Here is a 24,422-nt window from a genome sequence, read left to right as displayed (position 1 = left end):
AGAAGGAGGAATTCTCCTCCTTCTCTCATCTACCTTCTATTGTTAACTGGAATGGCCAACCTATGCGCGATTTAAAGTTCCCGCAGGGTTTTTTCAACGATATGAACACCTACAGGAAGTGCTTCTTCCTTAGGTTTCAATGTCGATTGATGAAGACCTGCTTTAGATTCGACGCCAAGCCAGAACATAAACCCTGGAATCTCTTTAACCATATAACCGAAATCTTCACCGGTCATCGCCATGTTGGCTTCCTTGTACTGATATTCCGTCTCTTTCACCAGCTGCTCAAACCGATGCACTTGCTCCGCATCGTTGAACACCTGGTGATAATTGGCTCCGTAATCGATGTGGATACTACAGTCATTAGCGATCTCAAAACCGCGGGCTACCTTCTCGATCTCCCCTTTAACCTTTTGCATAGCTTCTGGAGACAAAGTCCGGATCGTGCCTTCTAAACGGGCAGCCTGTGCAATAATATTCTGTACCGTTCCCGCTTCAATTTTTCCGATAGTGATGACTGCACTATCCAACGGATCGACTCGGCGAGCGATGATTTGCTGCAAGTGGGAAACGAATGAACTGGCTGTGACGACCATATCGTGAGTCAGATGAGGAAAGGCTGCGTGCCCTCCTACACCTTTGAAATCGATGAACAGTTCACTCGTATTCGCAAACAATAATCCTGGCTTTGAAGAAACAGAACCGACCGGAAGATCCGGCGCCACGTGCAATCCGAAGATCACGTCAGGCCGGTACCTTTCCATGGCTTCCGACTGCAGCATCGGTTCGGCTCCGCCCGGACCTTCTTCTGCGGGTTGAAATAAGAAGATGATATCATCATCGGCCGGATTACAAGCGAGCTTCGTCAAAGCTCCAAGCGCGATGGTCATGTGAAAATCATGGCCACAGGCATGCATACGTCCATCATGGGTCGATTGGAACTCATACCCTGTCTCTTCCGTCAGGGGAAGTCCATCGATGTCAGCACGGTAGCCAATCGTTTTTGTGCCGACTTTCCCTTTGACCCGTACAAAAATTCCTGTACGCCACGTTTCGATCGTCAAAGCTTTTTGAGGTAACTTGTTGATATAATCCAATAAATACTGCTGGGTTTTGTATTCTCTAAAGCCGAGTTCAGGAATCTGATGCAGCTCTCTCCGGATTTCACTCAATGCTTCCTGATTCAAAAAAATCCCTCCCTATACGAAGGGCCCTGCTCCAGGAGCAAGGCCCTTCCTTCTATTGTTCGATTGAGAAAATTAGTTATCCAGTTTACGAAGGGCCTGCATGATTTCAGTCTTCGACTTCGTCTGATCGTCGATTTTTTTGATCTGTTTCGCAGGTGTTCCGGCAACAAGAGTGTTGGCTGGAACATCTTCTGTTACAATCGCTCCAGCAGCGACGACTGCTCCTTCACCGACGGTTACCCCTTCAAGAACGACAGCGTTCGCACCGATGACGACACCATCCTCAATCACAACCGGCTTTGCGGAAGGTGGCTCGATGACTCCTGCAAGGACTGCGCCTGCTCCGATGTGGCAGTTCTTTCCGACCGTTGCACGGCCGCCAAGGACAACGTTCATATCGATCATCGTTCCTTCACCGACGACAGAACCGATGTTGATCATCGCTCCGAGCATGATCACCGCTCCGTCTCCGATTTCAACCTGATCACGAATGACAGCACCCGGCTCAATGCGGGCATTGACTTTTTTCAAGTCAAGCAAAGGAATGGCCGAATTACGACGGTCGTTCTCAAGCACATAGTCTTCGATTTCATTTTCATATTTTTCGAGAATCGGCTGGATCACTTTCCATTCCCCGAAGATAACACCAGATTGGCCTGTGATGAAATCCTGCACTTGTTCACCAAATTCGATTTTTTCTAAATTTTCACCTTTCAAGTAAACTTTGACAGGTGTTGATTTTTCACTATTTGAAATGAATGAAATGATTTCATTTGCGTCCATCTGTTTCATGAGTAATTCCTCCTTTATGTATCTTTCATCCTTTACTTTATCAAAGGGTCCATGACTTTTTCAATCTTCTTTTTTTGGAATTCTGAGAATTAGTAGAAAACTAATGACCGCAAGTATGAGCAATCCCATGTAGACGAAGTGTAACCCTGAAGTCAGGCCATCCTGCAAAACAAGAAGAGCTTCCTCGCTCAGCTGCTCCCTCGTTTCCTCTCTAAGCAGCGAATTGGCTGAATCAACACTGAAAGAAGCAGGAAGACTTGAATTCTCAATCGCGTCTGCCACCTGACTGTTCAATATTCCTCCAAGCAAAGCCGCTCCAACAGCACTCCCAATCGTACGCATGAACATATTGGTGGCTGTCGCAATGCCTCGTTTTTTCCAATCGACACTGTTCTGAATCGATACGATAAAAGAGGTCGAGGATAACCCCATGCCAATCCCGATGAATAACGATCCCATGGCGGCAAACCAGGGTCCTTTCTCCGGACTGAGCAGGGAGAAGATGACCCCTCCGACGATGAGCGATACTCCACCAAGGATCGAGGTTGGGCGAAAGCCGATTTTCAAGATCAAGCGCCCCGCGACGGTTGCTGCGATCGGCCACCCGATCGACATTGTCGTCAACGTAAAGCCGGCAACGGTCGCCGATTGCTCCATCACCCCCTGTACGAAGGCTGGTAAATAGCTGCTCACCCCAATAAGGATCATTCCGGTCGTAAGTGAGGTGAGGTTGGCATAGCGGATGGACCGAATGTGCCATAAATCCATCGGCATCATAGGATCATCCGTTTTTCTTTCATGAAAGAAAAACGCCAGTGCTCCAATTGACGCAACGACAATCATGGAGAGCATCGTCCAGGACTTCCAATCAATTCCTACCCCGCCTTCTACAAGGATGATCATCAATGTACTAACCGTGAGTACCACCCACATAGAACCCGCCACATCCACATTCCTCTTTTCTTTAGAAACCTCTTCCTTAAAGAAAAAGAGAATACCGAAAAGGGCAAGGAGACCGAGCGGGACGTTCATCCAGAACACATACGGCCAGAAGAGAAAATCCACAAAGAATCCGCCCAGCGCAGGTCCTGTTACCGCTGATATGCCCCAGACGCTCGATAAATACCCCTGGATCTTTGCACGCTCTTCCTTTGTATAAATATCACCGACAATCGTTGTCGCAATCGGCATCAAAGCTCCAGCCCCGAGCCCCTGAACGAGTCTTGCTCCGATCAGAACATTCATAGAAGGAGCAAGAGCGCAAAGAACAGCCCCACATAGAAACAGGCTGATTCCGAGCATGAAGATCGGTTTCCGACCGAAGACATCTGCTAATCGTCCGAAAAGCAGGACGGTCGCAGCATTTGTTAGAAGATAGGCAGAAAACACCCAGCTGTATAAGCTGAACCCTCCAAGATCTGCTACGATACTTGGCATCGCCGTTGAAACGATGGTCGCTTCAATGGCTGCGAGGAACATGGCAAGCATGATCGATGCGAGCACCAGACCCCGATTTTGTTTATCTTTCTTCATATGTACAATCACCTTCAATACAAAAATAGATGACATCTCAGATGCCACCTATTCTATCATAATCGTTTTATTTACCTGCTTCTACCATTGTATGTTTAAAGGTTTCATGATAGTGCTTGCTGAATTGTTTAAGGATTGTCCGACGTGTCACAATCCCATCGAATTCCCCCTGAGGGTTCGTCACACAGACAAAAGGATAGTCAATAAGCTTGTGCATTGCATCAATCATATTGTCACTAAGCTGCAGACAAGGCACTTCATCATCCATCACTTCACTGACAGTCATTTCAGATAATCGGTTTAATTCAAATTGTTCAATTCCCAACGTTTCTTCCAAGATTTTTGTTTTGCTGATGACTCCTTGAAATTTAAAGGTAGGATCCAGTACAGGCACCGCAGAATAACCAGACTTTACTAAGACCAAAAGCGCATGTTCAAGCGGGTTACCAATCTGCACATGAGCTACTTTCTCAGCTGGAATCATAAGTTCTGAAACGAGTGGGATCCTCAATGCTTCTTTTTCTAAACTAACCATGTTCTTGTTCACTCCTCTTTTTCCTGAACATTGAAGGAGCAGAAAGAGACGCTCTTAAGACCATTACATATTCTAACACAATTTCTCCCAAAGCACGAACGCAATATCCGACAATTCTCTCTCTAGCATTCTTCCGACTATCTAGTACCCCCAATTCTATTCTGTATAAACCTGTTTAAGCGTCCAGTCTTTATAAAAAAATGAAACCGTCGTATAATGAAGACAGTTCACTAAATTGGAGTTGAAAAAATTTGCTCACACACACTTTTACAAAGCGTGAAGAAATCGCGAATGCCATCACCCATGGCATCGGCGCCATCTTAAGCATCGCGATGCTCGTCCTGCTCATCGTGTTCGCAAGTATCGGCGGTAATGCCTGGCATATCACCAGTGTGACGATCTACGGGGTCACGATGCTCATCTTGTACGTGTCGTCCACCCTCGTCCACAGTTTTCCACCGGGCCGTGCCAAGGATTTGTTTGAGATCTTCGACCATTCCGCCATCTATCTCTTTATTGCCGGAACATACACACCGATAATGCTCGTCCCGTTACGAAGCACGCTCGGATGGACATTATTCGGTATCGTTTGGGGAATGGCCATTCTTGGAATCATTTTCAAGGTGTTTTTTGTCAAAAGGTTTGTCGTGATGTCCACGGTCTTCTATGTACTGATGGGCTGGTTGATTGTTCTTGCCTGGGGTCCATTGACAGCGGAAGTCCCTGCAGCAGGAATCACTTATCTCGTCGTCGGGGGCGTCATGTATTCCATCGGATCGATTTTTTACGTCTGGCGAAGCTTTAAATATCATCACATGGTCTGGCATTTGTTCGTACTCGGCGGTTCGATCCTACACTTTTTCTCAATTTTCTTCTATATTATCGGCTGATTCAAGACTCGCAAGGTCCCTCCTGCGAGTCTTTTTTTTGCAGAAACCCTCGCTTTCACCCTCTTACAAGCAATAAAAAAACTCCAATGGGTTCCCATTGGAGTTCTATTCTTACGAAACGGTTTCCCCTTCTTCTACAATCTTCTTCCAGTTCTCTCCTCCATCTTCAGAGACAAAGGCAGAGCCATTAAAGGTATAAAAGGCCATTTTATTTTCCGTCTTTGTAAAATACATGACCGCATCTTCTTTCATGTCTGGAAGTGGAACTTCTGATGTGCCGGATTCACCTATTAAATAAGAGGTCATTGTCGCTTCTCCATTACCGTTGTATAACCCATAAAATAATTCGTCTTCGTTAAAGTACAAGCCGCCACCTTGTCCAGCCTCAGAAATCTTTTCAAAGCTCTTTCCACCATTTCCACTTAGGAAGACCCCAGAATCTGTGGCAATGGCGACGGTTTCACCATTCGTGGGATGGACGGCCATTTGGAAAACACCGCCCTCGATGCCTTCCGCTAGAATAGACTCCCATGTCGCGCCAAGATCTGTACTCCTGTAAAATCCTTGATCCAACTGAGAATTCGGCTGCTCATTAAACACGTAAACCGTCTCATTGGCAAATCCTGCTCCCATTACATGAAAGTCACTTTCTCCATCAAAAGCAAGAGCTTCTAAACTCTCTTCCGAAACTTTTCCTTTTTGAAGCCCCAGTGGATTTTTAATATCACTGGAAGGGATCGGGTGTCCGGAAGAAAGGAATCCGTCCTCTCTCACCTGAAAGCCCATGTAATCATGAGGATGATAAACCGCTTCTTTCCATTCCCCCTGCTGATAGATCTTGATGCCTGTGTGTGCCGCAAATGCGAATCCTTCTTCCATCACACCAAGGCCGTGGACATGGCCGAGGTTTCCTTGAAAGGATTGTAAGTATTCCAGTTTCTCTACTTTATCTTCTTTGCTATTTTTAGGGTCTGCAGCTTCCTCTTCCACTTCCTGACTGCAGGCACCAAGAAAAGTGGAAGCTAAAAGTAAACTCAGTGCTGTTTTTTTAACGTTTCCCATGTTCGCTCACCTCTTTTTAAAACCCCCCCCAGGCAGCTTCATACCTGGGGGTGGAATGTGCTATACCACATCATAGCCTTGTTCTTCGACAGCTTCTCTCATTTCCACTTTATTAGCGGTTTCTGAATGAGATACTTTTACATTTCCTGTCTCAAGATCGACGTCGACACCACTTACGCCATCCACTTCTTTCAACGCTCCTTCAACCGCACTCTTGCAGTGTCCACATGTCATTCCTTCTACTTTCAATGTTGTTTCCATCTTCAACACCCTTTCATTTTTTTAAGCTTACCTGCTTGGAAATTAGAATAAAGCCCTGATTCATCTTATATTTTAGCCCGCTTCAGTCTTAGTGAGTTCGTGACGACACTTACAGAGCTGAAGGCCATAGCTGCCCCGGCTACCCATGGAGCGAGAAGACCGATGGCAGCGACAGGGATACCTGCAGAGTTGTATGCAAGTGCCCAGAAAAGGTTTTGACGGATGTTGCGCATCGTCTTTCTGCTCAATCGGATGGCCTGACTCAAATGAGCAAGGTCTCCACCGACAAGGGTAATATCTGCTGTTTCAATCGCAACATCCGATCCAGTCCCGATTGCGATTCCGATATCAGCCGTAGCGAGGGAAGGAGCATCATTGATCCCGTCTCCAACCATGGCAACCTTTTCTCCCTGTTTCTGCAGCTCTTTCACTTTTTCAGCCTTCTGCTCAGGAAGAACCTCTGCAAAGACTCCATCGATTCCGACTTCTTTAGCAATCGCGTCGGCCGTACGTTTATTGTCTCCTGTGACCATATAAACGGTCAGACCAATATCTTTCAAATCAGCAATCGCTTGTCTGGAGGTTTCTTTGACTGTATCTGCGACAGCGATGTAGCCTTTCAATTCACCTTCGACAGCAATGAACATCGCGGTTTTCCCTTGTTGTTCCAGTGTAACCAGGGGCTCTTCATACAAACCATAATCGATGTTTTCACGCTGCATTAATTTTCTTGTTCCAATATAGACCCGGTCGTCATCCACTACAGCTTTAATTCCATGCCCGGGAATCGCTTCGAACTCGACAGCGGCTGACTTATTCACACCCTGTTCCTCTCCGTAATGGACAATGGCTTCTGCCAATGGGTGTTCAGAAGATTTTTCTGCAGCCACGACTAGAGGCAGTAACGTTTCCTCCTCCTCAAAAGCTACAAAGTCGGTCACTTCCGGCTTCCCTTTTGTGACCGTGCCTGTTTTATCTAATAAAATCGTCGTCAAGCGGTGGGTGCCTTCGAGATATTCCCCGCCCTTGAACAAAATCCCCTGTTCGGCTCCTTTTCCTGTACCGACCATGATCGAAGTCGGAGTAGCCAGACCAAGCGCACATGGGCAGGCAATGACTAGCACGGCAATGGCAGCTTCCAAGGCGGGCGGCCATTCTCCTGGAGAGACGATCAGGAACCACACAAGGAATGTCAGTATTGCAATACCGACGACAATCGGTACGAAAATCCCGGATATCTGATCGGCGGTTCTTTGAATCGGCGCTTTCGATCCTTGCGCCTCTTCTACAATTTTAACGATGCCGGATAGAGCCGTATCTTTTCCTACCTTTTCTGCTTTCATTGTGATGGTTCCATTTTTGTTGATCGTTGAACCAATGACAGGTTCGCCTTCTTGTTTATCGACAGGGATGGATTCTCCTGTGATCATCGATTCATCAACAGAGGTAATGCCGTTGACAACCGTACCGTCGACGGGGATTTTCTCCCCAGGTTTGACGAGGATGTCATCGCCGACCTGTACCTCATCAACAGGAACTTTTTCTTCTTTCCCTTCGCGAATGACGGTCGCTTCTTTTGCCTGAAGATTTAACAATTTTGTCAGTGCAGCTGTCGTCCGGCCTTTAGCGAGTGCTTCAAAAAGTTTCCCTACGAGGATGAGGGTGATCAGGACGGCACTTGTTTCAAAATAAAGCTCAGGCGTAATCGATGGATTCAACTGCCACCGGACCGCTTCAACCAAACTGTAAAAATAGGCGGCTGAAGTTCCAAGCGCAACAAGGACATCCATGTTGGCACTTTTATTAGAGAGTGCCCGGTAAGCTCCTTTATAAAACTGGCCGCCGATATAAAATTGGACAGGTGTGGCAAGCAGGAATTGGAACCACGGATTCATCAGCCACATGGGCACAGGAAGACCAATATCCCACGGTAGGTGACCAATCATCGTGTAAAGGAGAGGAAAAGATAACAGAGCTGATATCCAAAGCTTCCGTTTTTTCGCTTGGATTTCTTCTTCCTTCTGCTCTTTTTGTTCTTCCCGGTTCTGCTTCGTCACCGCATGGTAGCCTAGCTTCTCTACTTTCCCAATAATGTCATCGACGGTGAGGGTATTTGGGTTGTATTCGATAACCCCTGCTTCTGTTGCTAAATTAATATTCGCTTCACTTACCCCACTTGTTTTGGACAACACTTTCTGGATCCTTGTAGAACAGGCAGAACAGGTCATCCCTTGAATATCCAGCTCTACACGTTCTTTCTGAACGCCATAGCCAAGTTTTTCGATCTTGGCTTCGATATCCTCCGGCTGTACTTTTGAATCATCATAGTGTACATTCGCCTTTTCCATCGCAAGATTGACGTTGGCTTCCACTCCATCCATTTTGTTGAGGACTTTTTCAATTCGGGTGGAGCAGGCAGAACAGGTCATTCCAGTGACTCCTATATTCATCTGCTTCTGATCAGCCATCTTTACACCCCCTTATTTCGAAAACTGTTGGACGACTTTCATCAATTCATCAATCGCTTCATCGCCATTGCCTTTTTGAATAGCATCTTTGACGCAATGATGGGTATGACGCTCCAGCAAGTTGTATCCGACTTTATTCAAAGCGTTATTGATCGCTGATATCTGTACAAGAATGTCTACACAGTAACGATCATCTTCCACCATTTTCTGAATACCGCGAACCTGGCCTTCGATTCGTTTCAAACGATTCAAAACGGCCACCTTTTCATCTTCTGTTCTCGGCTTTGCCGGCTGTTTACCGCTATCTTCGGGGAGAATACCCTCTGACATATCCACCGCCTCCTTTGGTTAATATTATATACCGGGTATGGGTATAATAGTCAACAAATTAAGCTTATTAATTCTATATATTTTTCGCGTTTATTTATTTACTACCTGAGGGTATAGATATTTAAACGTAAAAAAGTACAGAGGTGATTGGAATGTTGTCTACGATTTCTGTGATCGCTCTTGCGTTTGGGCTTTTATGTTCTCTTATTATTACCATCGATGTCCTGAGACACCCTCAAATGATGAAGATCATGAATGTCGTCTGGCCGATCAATGGATGGTTCATGGGCCCTTTAGCCTTATGGACATACTTTAAGTGGGGACGTTTGAAAAGTAAGGATAATGATAAAGAGGATCGCCGCGGCAGACCTGCCAAAGTGTTCGTCTCCACGAGCCACTGTTCAGCAGGCTGTACCCTCGGTGATGCGGTCGGTGTACCCATTGTCGCTTTGACGGGCATGATGATTGCGGGGTCCACGCTATTTGCCCACTACACGGTTGAATTTATCCTGGCATACTTATTCGGCATCCTTTTTCAGTTTTATGCGATTTATCCGATGAATGAAGATCTCGGAAAAAAAGGCGCCGTCTGGGCTGCCATTAAAGCCGACTCGTTATCATTGATCGCTTTTGAAGTGGGGATGTTCGGGTGGATGGCTATCGTCCACTTCTTCCTTTTCCAGGAGCCGCCCAAGCCTAATGAAGCTACCTATTGGTTCATGATGCAGATTGCAATGATTCTCGGCTTCCTTACTAGTTACCCGGCAAACTGGGTATTGGTGAGAAAAGGAATAAAGGAAGAAATGTAATAAAAGTAAGAAAGGCTGAGGAATAATTTTCCTCAGCCTTTCTTACACATTGTTCAGAAACCCAACCCTTTGAAACGGTTACCTATACACTTTTCTGTACAAGTAGGCGGCTGGGTTTGAAAGCTTTTGATCTTTTATGGACCTTTAAAATCTTTTATTTGTGTGTCAGCAAAATAAAGACCTGAAACATACCAAAGAGTAACGAAAAAAACGATCCACACGTCTTTTCTTACTTCTCTCCAAATGACCTCAAATGATATTGTCGTGCGTACGACATCTTCAACTGGCTTGAAAGGTATTCTCAGCAGTAAACTCATCAAAAATAAGAAGAAATTTTTCATACCTTTGTGAGGGGAGATCATCGCGATCTTATAAAAAATATGAAAGACTAATGCCGAAACACAAAATAGATAAACCATTGTAGCAATGAAAGTATAAAAATTCACTTGAGCCACACTTTCTGCCTCCGGAAAAATCCTACCCCTACTTTCTATGTAAGAATACTCCATTCTTTAAATCAGCTTAACAGCAAGCCCGGAGTAACTATAGAGGTAATTTTCACCAGGCACAGAAACACGTCCACTCATTTTTATGAATGCTTAGGAATTGAACTCTCACTCCCATTATTATGAATGAGGGTTATCCTATCTCTTCCACTCTCCCCGCTCCCCATGCAAGTCCTTAATAGATTCTACTATTCTGGAATTTCCTTACTTCCTCCATCGTAAGATATACGATGAGGGGGAGGTTAGAATGAGTAAACGCGTAGATATTCACAGTTACGGAGAGTTAAGTTACCCGAAGGACATGCTTTCCATCATTCAGGATGGATTGCCTGTTTTGAATGGTCCACCGAAAAAAGTGGTCATCGTCGGAGCAGGCATGGCCGGCTTGGTTTCTGCTTCCTTATTGAAACAAGCGGGACATACGGTAAAGATCATCGAAGGCAATGATCGGGTCGGTGGAAGAATCTACACGCTAAGAAAACCTTTTTCAGAAGGGCAGTACCTGGATGTCGGGGCTATGCGATTTCCGAACATCCATGAGCTGATCTTCGCCTACATTCGAAAGTTCGATTTACCCATCAATCAATTCAATAACGAAAATGACCTCTATTTCGTCAATGGTGTCCAGAGCACAAGTACGACATACACCCAAAACCCCAATGTGCTTAAATTTCCATTGGCGCCTGAAGAGCAAGGAAAAACGGCGAAAGAATTGCTCTCGCTCGCTGTTCAGCCTTACCTGGATTTATATGAGAACGCCTCCCCCGCAGAAAAAGAGCGCTTAAGAAGAAAGTTTGACCGGTATTCATTTGAAGGATTTCTCCGCTTTAATCCCTTAGGGGTTTCCTTATCTGAAGGAGCGATAAGAAAGGTCAAAGTATTGTTGGGAATTGAAGGTTTTCCTGAACTGTCCTTTGTCGATATCTTGTTGGATATTGTACGGACCGTGTTTAATCCAGACCTAAAATTCTATGAAATTACAGGAGGAAATGATTTGCTGCCGGAAGCGTTCCTTCCTGATTTAAGCCCCAACATCTTATACAAAAGGAAAGTACAGCAAATCTTCCAGGAAAACGATGGAGTCAGAGTTGTCGCCATCAACCGGAACACCTATGAATACGAATATTTCAAAGGAGATTATGTGATTGTCACCGTCCCTTATTCTGTCATGCAGTTCATTGATATCATTCCTTACGATTCCATTTCTTTTGAGAAGTGGAAAGCAATCAAGGAGTTATCGTACGTTTCATCAGTAAAAATCGGCCTTGAATTCAAATCAAGATTTTGGGAGGAATTGAAGATTGGAAATGTCTTAACAGATATTCCTTTAAGGTACACCTACTCGCCCAGCCCAGGCCGTCAGGTGATGCTTGGAAGCTATAGTTGGGGTGCAAATGCAAATTTGTGGAACAGTTTGCCTGAGAGAGAAAGGATTAATGAAGCTCTCTATGGTTTATCAAAAATTTTCGGAAAAAGAGTGTACGAGGAGTTCACGAAAGGGGCTTCGTACAGTTGGAGTCAAAATGAATTCTCAGCCGGATGTTTTACTTTATTTGCTCCAAACCAAGCGACTGACTTTGCCGATCGCCTTTATACACCAGAAGGACGAATCCATTTCGCAGGTGAACATACATCCACGTTCCATGGATGGGTAGAAGGTGCCATTGAGTCTGCCATTCGGGCTGCGAATGAAGTAAACAAAAGATGAAAGTATATCTCCTCATAAAAAGGTTCCTGCCTATGCATATAGAGTCTGCGGCAGGAACCCATTTCAAAATACCAGGGCGGTCTATCTCAAAAACTTATCGTGAGAATCGATCATATCCGGATTGAGTCCGGTGCTTGTCTGCGCGTCTTTCTGCATCGATTGATTACAAGACTTGCACACATAGGACGCTTGAGGGTTTTTACTAATTTTCATATATTGTGGATCAGAGCGGTCTAATTTGTACGTCTTTTTACAAAAGAAACACTTCTTTTCCATGCGCTCTCCCCTTTTTAAAAAGGAAATTTGTTCAGCCACTGGCCTCCATCAAGGGTGACGACTTCTCCATTCATATAAGACCCTTCTTCTGAGAGAATGAACTTCGCAAGTCCCGCGATTTCCTCCGGCTTTCCTAAGCGGCCGAGAGGTACGGAAGCAAGCGTACGCTGCGCCGCTTTTTCCGATTGAAACAGTTTCTCTGCTCCACCCGTTCGTTCGATTGGTCCGGGGGCGATGGCATTCGCACGGATGCCGTATTTTGTTCCCCATTCCACTGCGAGTGTACGTGTCATTGTAAGCACGCCAGACTTAGCAGAAGCGGAATGGATGACACCCGCACCGGCATTCCAAGCGTAGGTGGCCACGATATTCAGAATCGATCCTTTGATTTCATTTTCAATCCAATACTTCCCAACGGCCTGACTGCAGTAAAAGGTGCCATTCAAAACGATGTTGATGACGGAATTCCATCCGTTCGGAGACAACTCTTCTGCGGGTGCAATGAAGTTGCCCGCGGCGTTATTGACGAGATGATCGATCCTCCCGAAAGCCTCCACGGTTTCTTTGACCATCCGCTCGGTATCTTCAACTTCACGGACGTCCATCTGCACGGTTAGGACATGGTCTTCTTTTCCGGCTGCAATCTGCTTCTTCGCTTCTTCCAGCCTTTCCACATTGCGACCGGTAATCGCTACCTTCGCCCCTTCCTGTACAAACCTTTTTGCCATATGCAGTCCCATTCCACTGGAACCACCTGTAACGATGACGACTTGATTTTCCATATGTACAAACCTCCTCTTCTTGACTACTTATGTAATTCAACAAGAACAAACTGAATACCTGTTCATTTTCAAAAGAAAGTATAAAAATTCGACGTTATCTTTCCGTCACGCATGTTATAATGGCGGAAGAATTCAGAGGAGAGACGTCATGAAAATAACGAGAAGAACCTTCATTAAACGTACGTTAGCAGGTGCTGCAGCTTTGATCGGCCTCAATGCGTTCGGTTATACGTATGCCCGTTACATGGAACCGAATATGCTCGCCATCCGCAGGCACGAAATCGAGCACGGGAAAATCCCCCGTCATTTTCATAATTTCAAAGTCCTCCAGTTTTCGGATACGCATGTCGGCTTTCATTATGAATTGGATGATTTAGAGCGCCTTGTTGAAAAAATTAATAAAGAGCAAGCGGACCTCATCTTATTTACAGGAGATCTCGTAGACGAACCACACACCTACTCTTTTCCACCACGCCTGATTCAAATACTGAAGAAACTGGAAGCGAAGCACGGAAAGTATTGGATCTATGGAAATCATGATCATGGCGGTTATGGAACAGAAAAAATCCGTGAAGTAATGGACCAGAGCGGTTTTCAACTTTTACAAAACGAACATACCCTCATTGGAAATGGATCTGCCTCCTTTGCGCTTGCCGGAGTCGACGACATCATGCTCGGTCAGCCTGACTTAGAACGGACACTTGAAAATGTCCCTGTCGATTCGTTTACCTTATTAATGGTTCATGAGCCGGATGTGGCGCTTGAATACCAACACTACCCCGTAGATGTCCAATTGTCCGGTCACAGTCACGGAGGGCAGGTACAAGTGCCTTTTCTCGGCTACCTTGTCACTCCTCCTTTTGCTGAACATTTCGTCGAAGGTCACTATCCATTAGTGAACGGTTTCAACCTTTATGTGAGCCGTGGCATCGGTACGACAAGACTTCCTTACCGCTTCATGTGCCGGCCAGAATTTTCAGTGTTTCGTTTAATATCTACGCAATGAATGAAGTAGAACTCTTACATTTCTGTGACAGATGGAAAACATGTCTGTCCTTTTTTATTTGGAGTGATACACTAAAGACATTTAGAAAGTTGGAGGATCTTATGAAACTAAGATTATGGATCAGCATCATTTTTCTTCTATCCATTACGGTGGGCTGTGCGTCAAAGGATGTCGGAGAATTATCAGCCGTCAATCAAAGCGGAAAAGAAATATCCGTACCACAAGCCTATGACGGAGAATACTGGGTCGTGGATTTCATTTTCACCAATTGTGAAACCGTCTGTCCTCCGATGACAGGAAATATGTCCAGACTTCAAGCACAGTTGGAACAGAATAATTTAGACGTTCAGCTCGTCTCGGTCAGTGTAGACCCTGAAAATGATACCCAGGAAGAACTGCTTTCTTTTGCCGAAAACTATCAGCCGAATTACGAGCAATGGGACTTTCTTACAGGTTATTCCTTTCAGGAAGTGAAAGAATGGTCGATTAAATCATTCCAGTCACCCGTCAAAAAAATGGAAGATTCCAACCAGGTCGCCCATGGAACAAGCTTTTTCCTCGTCGATCCTGATGGAAACATCTCAGAAACTTACAGTGGAACAAAAGCCGAGTCTGTCGAGAAAATCGTCGAAGATTTAAAAAAATATAAAAACGAATCCTGATATTGTAAAATGTTGTAAATAGACAAAAAGAGAGCTATACTTGGATGGAAAGGAGATCACAGATGAAAGACAACCAAATATCCAACCGTGAATTAGCCGAATCCCTATTCATCGTTAATCGTCATGCCAAAACAGCACCCGAACCGAGGCATCTGTATGACATTAAGAAACATACGATTGACAAACTCCTAAATGAAAACCGCGCCAAAAAGGTCGGACTCCATTTCTCCGACCATCCGAAATTCAGCCAGCAGCACTCGACCCTCCTCATTGAAGTTGGTGGTTACTATTTCCATGTTCCTGCAACAAAAAAAGACTTTCAAGATTTGGAGCATTTAGGAAAAGTCGACCAGTCCTACCGGAATCCAAAACCCAAATTATCGCTGTCGAGAGCCAAACGAACACTGTATCATTACTTGGATTGGAAGCAGCCAAAAAAGCCAGCGTATTCCTTACAAACGACCTCTCAACCGAGTATGCTCGGCCAGCCTACAGGCACTCCTTGGAACCAGCGCAGGCGAAGGCGCCCGTAAACTCTTTTCGAGGTTTCATTTCTTGAAAAATAAGGAATGGACAAGAAGAGGAGGATGATACAGTGGCTGTAAGTGAAGTCGAAGATTTTTTATATCATTTAAAGAAGTATATGGAATACACAACAGAAATGCGTGCCTCCTATGAGCACCTTTCAGATCACCACAAAAATATCGTTGTAGAGTCATCACCAACAAAAGCGGGACCGGAAACATTGTCCAAGCATGCGTATGATTGGCATGATGAGTTGTTCGAGCGATTAAAAAACGAATAAAAAAATCCGCCCAGGAGCGGATTTTTTTTATTCCTTCTTTTATCTACATACCTTTCACTCATGTGCAACAAAGACTGGCTATTCTTGAAGACTCTTGAGATGTGTTTCGGGCTTCGTTTGCCATAATGGAAATGAGGGGTGGCAGGGAAGCTACTCGCTTTCCTGTGGGGGAGCGGCGAGCTTCCTCGGACTACGTCCTGCGGGATCTCGCCTATCTCCTTCTCCCACGGGAGTCTCGCAGCTTCCCAACCACCCTCTCTGTTGAGAAGATAAACGAACCCACATACAGAGAATGAGTGTATTTTACTCATCTCTCCTAAGTAGGTATAAAGCGCTCTATATCAAGCTTTAAGTTCTGGCTGTCCGTAATGGTAAAAGTTTATATGGTTCATTCGCTTCATCATTCAAGCTGATCTTTTAGAAGTGGTTTCGAGCATCTTCCTTGGTATAGGGGCGGAGGGGAATGGCGAGACTCCTGCGGGAAAAGAGTGCTAGGTGAGACCCCGCAAGGCGTTAGCCTGAGGAGGCTCATCGCGCTCCCGCGGAAAGCGAGTTATTCCCCGTAGCCCCATCCACTCAACAAACGTATAGAAACTGAGTCTTCAACAATACTGCCATTTACTTTAATAACAGGACACAGGTTTATTAATAGAACCTGGTTCTTTAGAGAATATGATGATCAATAATTTTTACAAGTTCCACGATTTCTGGTTTGGACACTTGGGCATCGGCTCCAACGATTTCGCCTTTGTGACGTAGGTCATCTGTGATCAGTGAAGAGAAAATAACGACAGGAAGTCTGTTCATATCGCTATGATTCTTCAATAGGCGAGTAAAATGATGGCCGTCCATGCGTGGCATTTCAATATCAGTGATGATCAACTGATATTCTTCTTCGATCGTTTTCCCTTCCTCCAATAAATCTTCCAAATGTTCATAGGCTTCTTTTCCATCCTCAAAGCTGATCGTATTTTCATAACCTGCTTCACTTAACGTTTCCTGAAGCATGGCACGAAGCATACCGGAATCTTCAGCAATCAGAATTTTCTTTTGTGAACGTTCCCTTTGGCCAAGTTCGCGCAACTGATCAGCGTGAATACTGGATTCTGGATTGATATCAGCGACCACTTTTTCAAAATCAAGCAGCAACAGCATGTCTTCATTCATTTTAATGACTCCTGTAATCTGCGTTTCCAGCCCCTGGTACATTTTATTCGGCTTTTCAATCTGCTCCCATGATATCCGGTGAATCTGCGTGACGGTGTGCACGTGGAAAACGATTTTCGTCTTATTGAACTCCGTCAAAATAAACTTATCCTGCTTAGGATTTTCGGATGGTGAAAATCCGAGGGCATGTGCTACATCGACGACTGGGACGACTTCCCCACGGATTTCAATAATTCCTTCCACCGATTTATGGGAATGAGGAATTTTTGTGACAGGTTGAGGGTTCAGAATTTCTTTTACTTTTATAACGTTTATGCCGAAACGGTTATTTCCGATTCCGAATTCGACGATTTCTAATTCGTTGGTGCCGCTTTCAAGTAATATGCCTTGGTCCTGGTTCATGAAGCATCGTCCTTCCTTTGATAGAATCCACTCTTTATATCGTCTATCAAAGACTAAATATAAAGCAGTTGCCCTATATTACTGAATGCCTCTCACTTGTTCCATATAAGCTCCCTATTCTTGACGACTCGGTTTCGAGACTTTTGTTGTGTGGATGGGGCTACGGGGAATAGCTCGCTTTCCGCGGGAGCGCGGTGAGCCTCCTCGGACTGCGTCCTGCGGGGTCTCACCAAGCACTTTTCCCCCGCAGGAGTCTCGCCATTCCCCTTCGCCCCTTTGCTATTTCAGTGTCTCGAATCCACTTCCGGAATAAGTTACTTTCTCACGTTGTAATTCGAACGGAACGAACTCCTAAGGATGCTATTCTGCATGCTAAATGCTTGTCATAGAGCGCTTTTACTAATCACACCATAATAATAGAAGTCCATCCAAATTGGTACAGGGGTTCATTTATCCCTTACCTCGAATGGGGTGGTTGGGAAGCTGCGAGACTCCCGCGGGAATGGAATGGATTGGCTGGCAAGACCCCACAGTGCGTAGCACGAGGAGGCTTGCCGTCATCCCCGCTGGAAAGCGAGTAGCTTCCCAGCCACCCCTAACGCCCAACACAGCAACGAACCCCGAAAATTCTCGAAACTGAGTCTTCCACAATTCTGCCAATATCATTAATTACGAAGAGCACAAAAAAAGAGCGGGTGGCCCGCTCTTTTTTCAGTCATTTCTTATGATAAGATAAACAATCAGCCCGACTAAGGGGAAGAATAATGTTGCGATAAGGACAACGAGGCTGTAAGCAGTGCTTCTTCCTTTGCGGACAGAATCACGATACGCCCATACACTCGTTAGAATATTCAATACCAACAACCCGCCCCCAAAGATCAGAAAAATGAGAAATAAGATGCCGATTTCCATGATGTTCCTCCTCTATTCCCGTTTCTCACTTATTCTACGATTCAGGAAAGAGAAAGTTTCAAAATCAAGCTGCTTTTCTTTTGCTTCGTTTCGATAAACGTACGTAAAGCTTACGCATCCACGTAATGGTAACGTAAACCAAACCGAAGCTGCTGATGGCGAGCAGGCAGACTGACCAGTAGGAAGCAGGCAGCGTGGAAGTCGTATCCGACATGGCGTATCGATCGACAAGCTGAAGGAAGACCACTGCGAGAAGACTACTGGTCACATAGCTGGATAGGGTCTTCCAATGATTCAGCATCATCCATTCGATGACCGGCTTGACCACCCACATCAGGGACAGCATGAACAGAAAGACGAGCGAGAATTGAACATACTCAGGCTTCAGCCCGAAAACACCCAATAGATCATGATCAAGCCAGCTAATGGTCTCTTTTAAGAAAGAGGGATCGAACCAATCCATAATATTCATCTTCTTCCGCTCCTTGTTCTTTTTGTACCATTATGAACAAGGTTCGAAAGGATTAAACTTCACCTTTCTAAAAGCTCTGGATGTTTGCTTTTCAGCCATTTCAAGCCTTCTCTTCGGCTCAAAGGCCGTACTTCATTCCGTTCGAGGTAATCCATAACCGCCCGCGCATCCGTTTTGCTGTATTCACGAAGGGCCCATCCAATCGCTTTTTCAATAAAAAACTCCTTTTCATGCTTGAGGGCATCGATCGTTTCGAAAAGGAGTGGAGCATCTGTCTTTTCCTTATATTTCAACTGATGCAGGACGCTGGAACGTCTGACCCATAGGTGATCGGACTGTCTCCACTCTTCTGTGTATGGGTGCAGTTTATCTTCGTATCGAAGGAAGTAGCCCCCGCACAAAGTGGAAGCGATCATATCGACCGTGTCCCACCACGGTTTCGTCATAAGCAGTTGCTTGTATGTATCAATGCTGTGTTCCGGTGCTTTTTTGATCCCTTTTTCAAGTAAAGCGAGAGCCGCGTAGTGACATTCTCTTTCCGGCTTCTCAAAAAGCAGAACCGCTGTTTCCAGACGCTCCTCTTCCGTGATATCTTTGTAGTTTTTCAACAATGGTGCGAGGATTTGTTTTCGCTCGGGGGCTTTAATTCCGAAGAAAGGGTAGTGATTCTTCATGTAGTTCTCCATAGGGATTCGTTGAACTTCATCTTTATGTTTTTCTAATTCTAACGTGACACTTTCACATATTTCAACAGGTCTGTTCATTCCCTCTCCTCCGTTTCTTTAAAAAGGTGCATGCTGACGAGCAAGCAATGAATCGCTACACCCCATCCAAAAGGGCGCATGTCTTTTCCCCTCATCCATAAAATGATGAGGGGAAAGTAACGGCAAACATGCCTATCAGCATCGTTCCCGCCTCCCGTTCAAACCATAAAGCAATCATCGTACTTGCAGGAAACGTTCCATTCTTGCAGCATGGGCTTCCGCTTCTTCATACCCTTGAGCATAAAGGTTATGCAGACGATCACGGTTCCTTTCGATCCTGCCCACTTTCAAAGGCTTTAACGGTCGTATGACAAACGCCTCTCCGTTTTGTTCTGCTTCCTTTACTTTCTGCAGCTGCTGGTTATAACGAATATGCCTTTCCAGTAAAGCTTTGGCAAACAAAGGGAATTGCTTATACTTACGGTTGAAGTACCAGCCGGCTTTCATCCTTCCCTTAATGTATCCATCGTTTCGCGTAAGAACGACGACATGCTTTTTGTTCCCGTCCCGTTTGGAAGCCTCCATGGGGATGGGGTCGGCAATACCTCCATCCATTAATTCCCGACCGTCATACTGAATGCTTGGGGCAACCATCGGTAAGGAGCTTGAAGCGCGTATGACTTTGAGAAGGCTGTCCCTGTCAGGGAATTGGTCGTAAAAGACAGGTTCTCCTGTTTTCATATCTGTCGTCCCGACCACAAAACGCGTTTCTTGTTGAAGGAACGTGTCATAATCGAACGGGACCAGTTGATTCGGAAGTTTGTCAAATATGAAATCCATCCCAAACAACTGTCGTTTCGTAATCATCCTTTTGTACGATATGTATTCTGGATGCGCCCCGTATTCGACAATCACTTCATAATTCCTTCCCCTCTGTTTGGCAACATAAGAGCTGCCATTGCATGCGCCGGCAGATGCTCCGACCACATAGGGAATATGAATGTCTTCATCAAGGAAGAAATCGAGCACGCCAGCCGTGTATGCGCCTCTCATCCCTCCGCCTTCAAGTACTAAACCGACATCATCCATCGGATATAAACACCTTCCTTTTTTCATTTTTTCCTTTCTCTATATTCTGCCATTTTCTATATGAAAAGTAAAAAAAGCAACCCGTTCTATGCGGTTGCTTTTTGGTGTGATATCATCAGTTTACATAAGCATCGGAATCGTTTTTTCTTGTATGTTTTTCATCTATTTGACGTTCGATTTTTTCGATTGCTTCCTGATCGTTCAGCAATTGGCGCTTGTTACGATCCACTAAGTCTTCAAAGGAAATTCGTTTGTGACTTCTCATTATACAACTCCTTTCATGGGCTTATTTTAAATTATAACAAAATTCAACAAATTACACGCGATAATTGTTTGAACATTTTGTTAACTTTATGTAAAGAAGGAGAATACGTATTGGAAAACTTCATCAATCCCACAGTGAAGCAAATTGAAATATCAGGAATCCGCCGTTTTTTTAATATGGTATCCCACTATGAAGACATTGTGTCATTAACTATTGGACAGCCTGACTTCCCTACACCTCCCGCAGTGAAAGAAGCAGGGATTCAGGCTATCAAAGATAATCGAACAACCTATACGCATAATGCCGGAATGCTTCCACTTAGAGAAGCCATCCAGCAGCACGTGAAAAATTCTTATGGACTCGATTATGAAGCAGAAAATGAAATCATCGTCACCATAGGGGCTTCCCAGGCTCTGGATATTTCCCTTAGGACCATCATCCAGCCTGGAGATGAAGTGCTGTTGCCCGGGCCGGTTTATCCGGGATATGAGCCGCTCATCCGCCTGGCCGGCGGAACACCTGTGTTCATCGATACAAGTGAGAGCAACTTCAAATTGACAGGAGATCAGATTAAAGAAAAGATCAGTCCAAAAACAAAGGCTGTTATTCTGCCTTATCCATCCAATCCAACGGGAGTTTCTTTGACAAAAGCAGAGCTTGCCGGAATTGCGGAGGTGATCAAAGAGCACCAACTCTTTTTGTTAGCCGATGAAATTTACAGTGAACTTGTATATGATCGTCCGCACACATCGATTGCAAGCTTTTCCGATGTTCGCGACCAGGTGATTGTGATAAACGGGGTTTCGAAATCCCACAGTATGACAGGATGGAGAATCGGGTACCTCCTCGCCCCATCCTGGTTGGGCCGTCACTTATTGAAAGTTCATCAATACAACGTCTCCTGTGCAACTTCGATCAGCCAGTACGCGGCCCTTGAGGCTTTGACAAATGGAAAGAAAGAGGCTGAATCGATGCGTGATGCATATAAGGAAAGAAGAGCATTCGTCATCAGCCGTCTCAAAGAAATGAACCTCTCATTTGCTGAGCCTGACGGAGCTTTCTATGTTTTCCTCGACTTTCCGCTGAATGGAAAATCCACGTTCGAGCGTGCCGTGCAGCTCGTGGAGGAAGCAGGAGTAGCCCTGGTACCAGGGGACGCTTTTTCAGAACAAGGGAAAGGTTATATGCGCATGTCCTACGCCTACAGCATGGCTACATTGGAAGAAGGGCTGAAACGTTTGGAAGACTTCATCTCAAATGAGAGATTTAAAAGGGAAACGTAATCAGCTTTCCATAAGGGTCCTTGAAATACACCCATAAAAAGAACTCATGGATGCAGGTCCCATGAGTTCTTTTAATTCGGCTTATTTTTTTGTACTTCATTCAAAAGGGCATCGAGTTGTTGACTGACCTCGACAGACTCGGGACTGGATAACCCTTTTTCAAACGCCACTCTTGTCATTTTCTTTCGCAAATACTCTAATTCAGCAATACGAGGATCCTTGTCGGCCACTTGCATTATCGACTACCTCCTGACTTATTCTTCCTTCTTATTGTACACGATTTATAACAAATGGAAAAGAATGTGTGTTCGTATCCAAATCTTGCACGGAAGAAATTATCTCAATTTTCTATACTTTTGTAAAGATAATCGGGAAAGGTTCTAATATTTCGACAGAGAGGGATAAAATATGAGAAAGCCTATAAAGAAAGTTTACAATTTCGTAAAAGCCTCCCCTCGTACCTTTTCTTTCCGTAGCGATATGGTAAAATTAAGGATGAGATATTCTATGTTCATCTAGAAAGGAAGATGAGTTTGTCTGAGCAATCCAAAAAAGAATGGTTGGAATGGTTGAAAGCCATCGCTGTTGCCATTACTCTCGCATTTATATTACGAACATTTTTCTTTGCCACATCCATTGTTGAAGGCGCCAGCATGGACCCGACTTTGAAAAACGGGGAACGCGTCATGTTTAATAAGATCATCTATTATGTAGATGAACCTGAACGCGGGGATATCGTCATCATTGAAAGACCAGTAAAAAGTTATGTGAAACGAGTCATCGGCCAGCCGGGAGACACGGTGGAGATCAGTAATCATGAATTGTATGTAAACGGTGAGGAGCAGACCCAGGAGTACTTGACGGAAGACGCTGCGTCAGCCACGAGAGATTTCGGACCCATCGAAGTTCCAAAAGGGAAATATTTCGTTATGGGAGATAACCGTTCCATCAGTAAAGACAGCCGGAATGGACTCGGTTTTGTCGAAGAAGAAGAAATCATCGGACGTACCGAATTAATCATCTATCCATTCAATGAATGGGGACTAACAAAATAAACACACCAATGCCCCGCCAGTCATGACCGGCGGGGCGTTGTATATTCTTCTCTTATAAGATTCATTTGGTCGTCACGATTTTATCTGGCAGCTGATGTAGTGTTTCAATCAGTTGATCCAGCTTCCCTTCTACCCGGTGCAGCAAGTAAAACGTCACGGCTACAGGGAAACCAACATCCGCTAAAATCGAAATCCACGCATCCATCCCCATCCTTTCACCTCTTCTCCTGTATTTTTGATAAGTTCCTTTTCTTGAAGACTCAGCTTCGAGACGATTGTGTGGTTCTAGGGGCTCCGGGAAAAGGTTCGTCTTGCTCCATCGTCCAGACACTCGCGTCATAAGCAGAACAGCAAAGGAATGAAAAGCACATTCCGTTGCTGTTCTGCTTATGCCAGTCGTGTCTACCAGGACGATTCCGCATTTGAACACTTTCCATGGGGCGGGCGGTGAGCCTCCTCAGGCTACGCCTTCCGGGGTCTCACCTGTCCCACACGTCCCATAGGAGTCTCACCGTTTCCCTCCGCCCCTTTGCCTTGAGGAATTCTCGAAACCACTACTAAAAGTCAGCTCGTTTGATAATGGAAAGTGGATAATTACAACACCTCCACACTACGTAATAGCTTGAATGCAGAGCGTTTTACACCTCTAACAGTGGTATAGTGGAAAGCCACCCAACTTGGTACAGGTCTTCGTTTCCCCCTTCCATCGAAAGGGGTGCTTGGGAAGCTGCGAGACTCTCGTGGGAGATAGGACGGTGAGACCCCACAGGACGTAGTCCGAGAATGCTCACCGCACCCCCGCTGAAAGCGAGTTATCCCCCTCAGCCCCCCTCCACTCCATAAAAGTCTCGAAACGGAGTCTCCCAAAATCCTGCCACCTATTTGAATAACTGATCATGATTGTTTTTGCTAAAAAGAGCCGCTACTTTTGGATAGCGGCTCTTTCGTTTTTAGAAGGTAATATCAAAGACGTCGCGTTCGACGATACGTGCTTCTTTCTTCTCAACAAGGTCTCCCCCGTTGGAATAGAAGCAATTCTGGGCAAGAATGGCGTCCATCGCTGCATTGACCTGGGCAGGATCGACAGGATCGACAGGATCATCCAGGCTGATCGTTACTGTTTTGCCTTCTTCATTTAAAAATTTCAACTCCAGCTTTTTCATTTATTCTCCTCCTTCGAAATTATGATTCCGTCAAAACTGAGCGGTCATCACGAGCGATATCAACTAAAATGTGCTGCTGTAACGGAGATACAGCGATCGATACTTCATGCAATTGTTCGTCAGTAGCATCTGTTTTAATGTTGTTAAAAGATTTTCGTTTGAGCATCATGTTTCCGTCTTCATCTGTTCCTGTTGAAAAGACAAGCTGCAAGCGACTATCTACTTTTAAAGTATTTACGGCCATCTGCTTCACCTCCTCTCACTTCTATAATCGAAGGAGAAGAGAAAAAAGTGTCAA

General features: G+C 45.0%; 29 protein-coding genes. 9 read left to right on the top strand and 20 right to left on the bottom strand.

Annotated features, from left to right (window positions below; all coding sequences use genetic code 11):
• Window positions 1-71: 71 nt before the first annotated feature.
• From J0K78_RS00230 to cbpB, 4 genes are all read right to left on the bottom strand, one after another.
• Entirely contained in the window at window positions 72-1,187 is a 1,116-nt protein-coding gene (locus J0K78_RS00230) for an N-acetyldiaminopimelate deacetylase (protein WP_206944918.1), read from the bottom strand.
• Window positions 1,188-1,259: 72 nt separating this feature from the next.
• Window positions 1,260-1,979, bottom strand: coding sequence for a 2,3,4,5-tetrahydropyridine-2,6-dicarboxylate N-acetyltransferase (gene dapD / locus J0K78_RS00225; protein WP_160912896.1), 720 nt, complete (start codon window positions 1,977-1,979; stop codon window positions 1,260-1,262).
• A gap of 60 nt (window positions 1,980-2,039) precedes the next feature.
• Window positions 2,040-3,548 (bottom strand): MDR family MFS transporter, encoded by a 1,509-nt coding sequence (locus tag J0K78_RS00220; RefSeq protein WP_370550765.1) that lies wholly within the window; start codon window positions 3,546-3,548, stop codon window positions 2,040-2,042.
• Window positions 3,549-3,579: 31 nt separating this feature from the next.
• The gene (gene cbpB / locus J0K78_RS00215; protein WP_160912893.1) at window positions 3,580-4,047 is read right to left on the bottom strand and encodes a cyclic-di-AMP-binding protein CbpB; all 468 of its coding nucleotides are present in this window, start codon (window positions 4,045-4,047) and stop codon (window positions 3,580-3,582) included.
• 251 nt (window positions 4,048-4,298) lie between these two features.
• Here cbpB and trhA point away from each other — a divergent pair, with 251 nt between their 5' ends.
• Complete coding sequence (gene trhA, locus J0K78_RS00210; protein ID WP_206944917.1) at window positions 4,299-4,937, top strand: PAQR family membrane homeostasis protein TrhA; 639 nt, start codon at window positions 4,299-4,301, stop codon at window positions 4,935-4,937.
• Window positions 4,938-5,048: 111 nt separating this feature from the next.
• On the opposite strand, the gene J0K78_RS00205 is transcribed toward trhA, so the two are convergent.
• From J0K78_RS00205 to J0K78_RS00190, 4 genes are all read right to left on the bottom strand, one after another.
• Window positions 5,049-5,999, bottom strand: coding sequence for a F510_1955 family glycosylhydrolase (locus J0K78_RS00205; RefSeq protein WP_206944916.1), 951 nt, complete (start codon window positions 5,997-5,999; stop codon window positions 5,049-5,051).
• A 60-nt stretch (window positions 6,000-6,059) separates the two neighbouring features.
• On the bottom strand, window positions 6,060-6,260 hold the full coding sequence (locus J0K78_RS00200; RefSeq protein ID WP_206944915.1) for a copper ion binding protein: 201 nt from the start codon (window positions 6,258-6,260) through the stop codon (window positions 6,060-6,062).
• Window positions 6,261-6,325: 65 nt separating this feature from the next.
• A complete protein-coding gene (locus J0K78_RS00195; protein WP_206944914.1) occupies window positions 6,326-8,728 on the bottom strand; it encodes a heavy metal translocating P-type ATPase in 2,403 nt (800 codons plus the stop codon).
• A gap of 12 nt (window positions 8,729-8,740) precedes the next feature.
• Entirely contained in the window at window positions 8,741-9,058 is a 318-nt protein-coding gene (locus J0K78_RS00190) for a metal-sensing transcriptional repressor (protein WP_206944913.1), read from the bottom strand.
• Window positions 9,059-9,210: 152 nt separating this feature from the next.
• On the opposite strand from J0K78_RS00190, the gene J0K78_RS00185 reads away from it, so the two are divergent.
• Both J0K78_RS00185 and J0K78_RS00180 read left to right on the top strand, forming a co-directional pair.
• Complete coding sequence (locus J0K78_RS00185) at window positions 9,211-9,867, top strand: DUF4396 domain-containing protein (protein WP_206944912.1); 657 nt, start codon at window positions 9,211-9,213, stop codon at window positions 9,865-9,867.
• 753 nt (window positions 9,868-10,620) lie between these two features.
• Entirely contained in the window at window positions 10,621-12,081 is a 1,461-nt protein-coding gene (locus tag J0K78_RS00180) for a flavin monoamine oxidase family protein (protein WP_206944911.1), read from the top strand.
• An 81-nt stretch (window positions 12,082-12,162) separates the two neighbouring features.
• Here the strand turns inward: J0K78_RS00180 and J0K78_RS00175 are convergent, their stop codons facing one another.
• Window positions 12,163-12,357, bottom strand: coding sequence for a DUF2197 domain-containing protein (locus tag J0K78_RS00175; protein WP_206944910.1), 195 nt, complete (start codon window positions 12,355-12,357; stop codon window positions 12,163-12,165).
• Window positions 12,358-12,371: 14 nt separating this feature from the next.
• Window positions 12,372-13,139 (bottom strand): 2,4-dienoyl-CoA reductase, encoded by a 768-nt coding sequence (gene fadH / locus J0K78_RS00170; protein ID WP_206944909.1) that lies wholly within the window; start codon window positions 13,137-13,139, stop codon window positions 12,372-12,374.
• 148 nt (window positions 13,140-13,287) lie between these two features.
• Here fadH and J0K78_RS00165 point away from each other — a divergent pair, with 148 nt between their 5' ends.
• The 4 genes from J0K78_RS00165 (at window position 13,288) to J0K78_RS00150 (ending at window position 15,612) form a co-directional block, all read left to right on the top strand.
• A complete protein-coding gene (locus J0K78_RS00165; protein ID WP_206944908.1) occupies window positions 13,288-14,145 on the top strand; it encodes a metallophosphoesterase in 858 nt (285 codons plus the stop codon).
• Between the two features lie 101 nt (window positions 14,146-14,246).
• Window positions 14,247-14,807 (top strand): SCO family protein, encoded by a 561-nt coding sequence (locus tag J0K78_RS00160; RefSeq protein WP_206944907.1) that lies wholly within the window; start codon window positions 14,247-14,249, stop codon window positions 14,805-14,807.
• A 62-nt stretch (window positions 14,808-14,869) separates the two neighbouring features.
• Window positions 14,870-15,340: a YkyB family protein gene (locus J0K78_RS00155; protein WP_206944906.1), complete on the top strand. Its 471-nt coding sequence runs from the start codon at window positions 14,870-14,872 to the stop codon at window positions 15,338-15,340.
• 62 nt (window positions 15,341-15,402) lie between these two features.
• Entirely contained in the window at window positions 15,403-15,612 is a 210-nt protein-coding gene (locus J0K78_RS00150) for a hypothetical protein (RefSeq protein WP_206945927.1), read from the top strand.
• A gap of 663 nt (window positions 15,613-16,275) precedes the next feature.
• Here J0K78_RS00150 and J0K78_RS00145 read toward each other — a convergent pair.
• The 6 genes from J0K78_RS00145 to J0K78_RS00120 all read right to left on the bottom strand — a co-directional run bounded on the left by J0K78_RS00145 (window position 16,276) and on the right by J0K78_RS00120 (window position 20,623).
• On the bottom strand, window positions 16,276-17,181 hold the full coding sequence (locus J0K78_RS00145; protein WP_206944905.1) for a chemotaxis protein: 906 nt from the start codon (window positions 17,179-17,181) through the stop codon (window positions 16,276-16,278).
• Window positions 17,182-17,892: 711 nt separating this feature from the next.
• Complete coding sequence (locus J0K78_RS00140; protein ID WP_160912864.1) at window positions 17,893-18,093, bottom strand: PLDc N-terminal domain-containing protein; 201 nt, start codon at window positions 18,091-18,093, stop codon at window positions 17,893-17,895.
• Window positions 18,094-18,157: 64 nt separating this feature from the next.
• Entirely contained in the window at window positions 18,158-18,565 is a 408-nt protein-coding gene (locus J0K78_RS00135) for a hypothetical protein (RefSeq protein ID WP_160912862.1), read from the bottom strand.
• A 59-nt stretch (window positions 18,566-18,624) separates the two neighbouring features.
• Window positions 18,625-19,329, bottom strand: a complete 705-nt coding sequence (locus J0K78_RS00130; RefSeq protein WP_206944904.1) for a DNA alkylation repair protein — start codon at window positions 19,327-19,329, stop codon at window positions 18,625-18,627.
• A gap of 174 nt (window positions 19,330-19,503) precedes the next feature.
• Entirely contained in the window at window positions 19,504-20,358 is an 855-nt protein-coding gene (locus J0K78_RS00125; RefSeq protein WP_206944903.1) for a patatin-like phospholipase family protein, read from the bottom strand.
• Window positions 20,359-20,473: 115 nt separating this feature from the next.
• Window positions 20,474-20,623 (bottom strand): FbpB family small basic protein, encoded by a 150-nt coding sequence (locus J0K78_RS00120; RefSeq protein ID WP_089654755.1) that lies wholly within the window; start codon window positions 20,621-20,623, stop codon window positions 20,474-20,476.
• Between the two features lie 110 nt (window positions 20,624-20,733).
• Here J0K78_RS00120 and J0K78_RS00115 point away from each other — a divergent pair, with 110 nt between their 5' ends.
• Window positions 20,734-21,906 (top strand): aminotransferase A, encoded by a 1,173-nt coding sequence (locus J0K78_RS00115; RefSeq protein ID WP_206944902.1) that lies wholly within the window; start codon window positions 20,734-20,736, stop codon window positions 21,904-21,906.
• Between the two features lie 71 nt (window positions 21,907-21,977).
• Here the strand turns inward: J0K78_RS00115 and J0K78_RS00110 are convergent, their stop codons facing one another.
• A complete protein-coding gene (locus tag J0K78_RS00110) occupies window positions 21,978-22,142 on the bottom strand; it encodes an aspartyl-phosphate phosphatase Spo0E family protein (RefSeq protein ID WP_206944901.1) in 165 nt (54 codons plus the stop codon).
• Between the two features lie 297 nt (window positions 22,143-22,439).
• On the opposite strand from J0K78_RS00110, the gene lepB reads away from it, so the two are divergent.
• Window positions 22,440-22,961 carry a signal peptidase I gene (gene lepB, locus J0K78_RS00105; RefSeq protein ID WP_206944900.1) on the top strand — a complete coding sequence of 174 codons (522 nt, stop codon included), beginning with the start codon at window positions 22,440-22,442 and terminating at the stop codon, window positions 22,959-22,961.
• 61 nt (window positions 22,962-23,022) lie between these two features.
• Here the strand turns inward: lepB and J0K78_RS00100 are convergent, their stop codons facing one another.
• From J0K78_RS00100 to J0K78_RS00090, 3 genes are all read right to left on the bottom strand, one after another.
• Window positions 23,023-23,166: a YvrJ family protein gene (locus J0K78_RS00100; RefSeq protein ID WP_206945870.1), complete on the bottom strand. Its 144-nt coding sequence runs from the start codon at window positions 23,164-23,166 to the stop codon at window positions 23,023-23,025.
• Between the two features lie 745 nt (window positions 23,167-23,911).
• A complete protein-coding gene (locus tag J0K78_RS00095) occupies window positions 23,912-24,124 on the bottom strand; it encodes a DUF2922 domain-containing protein (RefSeq protein WP_206944899.1) in 213 nt (70 codons plus the stop codon).
• A gap of 19 nt (window positions 24,125-24,143) precedes the next feature.
• Window positions 24,144-24,368 carry a DUF1659 domain-containing protein gene (locus tag J0K78_RS00090; protein ID WP_160912851.1) on the bottom strand — a complete coding sequence of 75 codons (225 nt, stop codon included), beginning with the start codon at window positions 24,366-24,368 and terminating at the stop codon, window positions 24,144-24,146.
• Between the last annotated feature and the right edge of the window lie 54 nt (window positions 24,369-24,422).

The organism is Halobacillus sp. GSS1, assembly GCF_017307035.1.
In the GTDB taxonomy this organism is placed as follows: Bacteria; Bacillota; Bacilli; order Bacillales; family Halobacillaceae; genus Halobacillus; species Halobacillus litoralis.
Note: the sequence above shows the minus strand (reverse complement) of the source record. Positions and strands in the feature narration are given on the sequence as shown.